The sequence below is a fragment of the Streptomyces himastatinicus ATCC 53653 genome, from assembly GCF_000158915.1.
In the GTDB taxonomy this organism is placed as follows: Bacteria; Actinomycetota; Actinomycetes; order Streptomycetales; family Streptomycetaceae; genus Streptomyces; species Streptomyces himastatinicus.
Genome location: NZ_GG657754.1, coordinates 9,629,696 through 9,632,874, shown reverse-complemented (window position 1 = coordinate 9,632,874; position 3,179 = coordinate 9,629,696). Strand labels below are relative to the sequence as shown.

The window sequence follows — 3,179 nt, the reverse complement described above, 5'->3', positions numbered from 1 at the left end:
CGGGATCGGCGGACGGAGGCCGAAGGCGGGAAAGCGGTAGTAACCGGTTGCTGTGGACGGTAGGCCGGTTGGTCCGCGCTCGACAAGAGGCGGGGACGCGATGAGTTGCGGAAAACGTTTACGACGGTGGTGCGTCGCGGCGGTGCATCGTGACGGTCAGGAACGGCGGACCGATGGTCAGGAACGGCGGGCCGGCGGCTGGACGGAGTTCCGTACGACGACATGGGTACCCAGCACCAGATGGGCACCGTCGCCGCCGCCACGGCGGCCCGCGCCGCCCTCGCGCCGGTCGGCCACCGCGCGCAGCGCGGCCCGGCCCATCTCCTCGTACGGCACATGAACGGTCGTCAGCTGCGGCGTGAGCTGGGAGGCCAGCGGGATGTCGTCGTAGCCGACGATCGAGATGTCCTCGGGGACCCTGAGCCCGGCGCCGCGCAGCGCATGCATGGCGCCCGCGGCGACCACGTCGGTCCCCGCCAGCACCGCCGTGAAGTCCAGCTCGCGGCGCAGGCTCTCCTCGACCGCGTCGTACCCATGGCCGTAGTCGTACGGGCCGTGGAGCACCATGCCCGGGTCGAACGGAACGCCGTACGCCTCGAAGGCCCGCCGGGCGCCCCGCAACCGGCCCTGGGCGGTGGTGAGTTCGGAGTGTCCCGGCAGGACGAGGACCCGGCGGTGTCCTGCGGACAGCAGGTGGCTGGCCATGGCGTAGGCGCCGCCCTCGTTGTCGTAGTCGACCGTGGTGGCCGCCACGTCGCCCTCCAGTGGCGGCCTGCCGACCAGGACGAGGTGGGAGCCCGCCGCGTCGAGGGAGCGGGCGAACCGGGCCATCCTCAGCTGGTATTCGTCGAAGTCGTAGGCGCCGCCGAGCAGGACCACCGCGGCGACGCCCTGCTGGCGCATGAGGTTCACCAGCGCGAGTTCCCGCTCCGGGTCGTCGCCGGTGGTGCCGACCAGCGAGAGCCAGCCGCGCAGCGAGGCCGCTCCCTCGACTCCCTTGGCCACGTGGGCGAAGGCGGCGCCGGTGATGTTGTTGATGAGGATGGCCACGGTGGGCGTGCCGCCCCCGGCCAGCGAGCGGGCGTGGGCGTTGGTGACGTAGTCCAGGTCCCGTACGACCTTCATCACCCGGCGGCGCAGCTCGTCCGACACCGGATAGTTGCCGGACAGGACGCGCGAGACGCTGGCCACGGAGACGCCCGCGCGCTCCGCCACGTCGCGAATGGTGGCCCGTCCGGCGCCACCCGACGCCTTGCGCTCGCTCACCGTTGCGGCTCCTTCACCGTAGCGACGCCCCCAAGGACGGGCCGGGCCCCGCCCTGCGCCGGTGCGGAAACCGTATCCCATCGTTACTCCGCGGGGGGCCGGGCCGCCGGGGCGTCAGGCAACGCGGGCCAGGTCCGCATGGAGCACCTCGTGGGCCAACGGAAGCCCCGCCGCCATGCGTTCGAGCTCCTCGGCGACGACGCGGCCGAGGCGTGCCAGCTCGTTGCCGAGCGAGCCCGCGATGTGCGGGGTGAGGAACACGTTGGGCAGCGTGTACAGCGGGGATCCGGCGGGCAGCGGTTCGGGGTCGGTGACGTCCAGCACCGCGCTCAGGCGGCCCGTGACCAGCTCGTCGGTGAGGGCCCGGGTGTCGACCAGCGCGCCCCGGGAGGTGTTGATCAGCACGCCCCCGTCCCTGATGAGGGCCAGTCTCGTGCGGTCCAGCATGCGGTGGGTCTCGGGAATGTCGGGGGCGTGCAGGCTGACGATGTCGCTGCGGCGCAGCAGCTCCTCCAGCGGCAGCGGTTCGGCGCCGAGCGCGGCGGCTTCGGCGGCGTCGACGTAGGGGTCGTACAGCGAGACGGCGAAGTCGAACGGCCGCAGCAGTTCCAGGAGTCGGCGGCCCACGCGGGAGGCGCCGATGACGCCCACCCGGCGGCCGAGGTTGCCGGTGGCCGCGGTCTCGGCGGGCGTCGGATGGGCGTGGGTGGTCCGGAATCGTTCCCGGTGGGCGAGGGCGTCCTTGCCCGCGAGCAGGATCATGGCGAGGGTGTATTCCGCGACCGGCAGCGCGTTGCCGGTGACCGCGCTGGACACGGTGATGCCGCCGTCCCACAGGGCGTCACCGATCAGCGAGCGCACGGAGCCCGCGGCGTGCAGGACGGTGCGCAGCTCGGGCGCCGCCACGAGGGCGGAGGCATCGAGGCGGGGGCAGCCCCAGCCGGTGATCAGCACCTCGGCCCGGGCCAGCGCGGGGGCGGCGGCGGGGTCGGTGAGGTCCCGTACGACGAGCGCGGTGTCGATCTCGGCCACCTGCCGGAGCCGGTCCATGAGCGGCGGCGGGAAGAGCAGCGGGAGGTGCACCGGGTCCATGGCGAACACGGCTCTCGGCGGCTGGGCACTGGGCATGACTCTCCTGAGGCGCCGGGGAAACACTCTTGTAGAAACACTTCCAGAAAGCGTCTTCTAACGTAGATCTGACGGGGAGGCGGGTCAATCGGCAGGCCGTACGCCGCCGAGGCGACCGATCCTTTCGAAAGTGCACGCAGGCCCTTGACTCCGTTTCCGGACAGGACGGAAGCTCTGGCCGCGTGGCCGCAGTAACCGGTTTCCGTTTTCCACTGCGCAGGGAGTCAGCCATGAACCCACCCTTGTCCCGTCGTGCCACCCTTCAGGCGGCAGGTGCCACCGTGTTCGCCGCGGGCCTGACCGGCACCACCGCGGCCAGTGCCACAGCCGGTGAGGCCGGTGGCGCGGCGCGGCTCGTCACCTATCCGGTGCCGGCGGGAGCGCCGGTGAAGACCGACAGCTTCACGGTCAAGGTCCGTACCCCCGGCGGCAGATGGCGCAGGCTCGGCACGTATCTGGCCACCCTGAACCTGGTCGACACCACCACCGGCAGCGGCCGTCAGCAGAACTCGACGCTCGCGTACTTCGACTTCTCCGGCGGCGTCGAGGTCGAGGTGACCTGCCTCAAGGGCGGTGTCGAGAGGGTGCGGATCCGGCCCGACTCGTACGGCATCACTCCCGAGGTGCGCGGAAACACGGCCCGGTTCCGGCTCGCCGAGCCGCGCAACCTCATCGTCCAGGCCGACGACCAGATCTTCGACTGTCTGCATCTGCTCGCCCGCCCCCTGGAGACGGACCGCCCCGCCGCGGACGATCCGGACGTCATCCGCTTCGGCCCCGGCGTG

At 72.0% G+C, this 3,179-nt stretch carries 2 protein-coding genes and 1 pseudogene; 1 reads left to right on the top strand and 2 read right to left on the bottom strand.

Annotated features, from left to right (window positions below; genetic code table 11):
* Positions 1 to 177: 177 nt before the first annotated feature.
* Both SSOG_RS40675 and SSOG_RS40670 read right to left on the bottom strand, forming a co-directional pair.
* Positions 178 to 1,266: a LacI family DNA-binding transcriptional regulator gene (locus SSOG_RS40675; protein WP_039939918.1), complete on the bottom strand. Its 1,089-nt coding sequence runs from the start codon at positions 1,264 to 1,266 to the stop codon at positions 178 to 180.
* A gap of 114 nt (positions 1,267 to 1,380) precedes the next feature.
* Positions 1,381 to 2,394: a hydroxyacid dehydrogenase gene (locus SSOG_RS40670; protein WP_009720149.1), complete on the bottom strand. Its 1,014-nt coding sequence runs from the start codon at positions 2,392 to 2,394 to the stop codon at positions 1,381 to 1,383.
* Between the two features lie 230 nt (positions 2,395 to 2,624).
* Here SSOG_RS40670 and SSOG_RS54395 point away from each other — a divergent pair.
* Positions 2,625 to 3,179: pseudogene (locus SSOG_RS54395) on the top strand (endo-polygalacturonase); the annotation flags it as partial.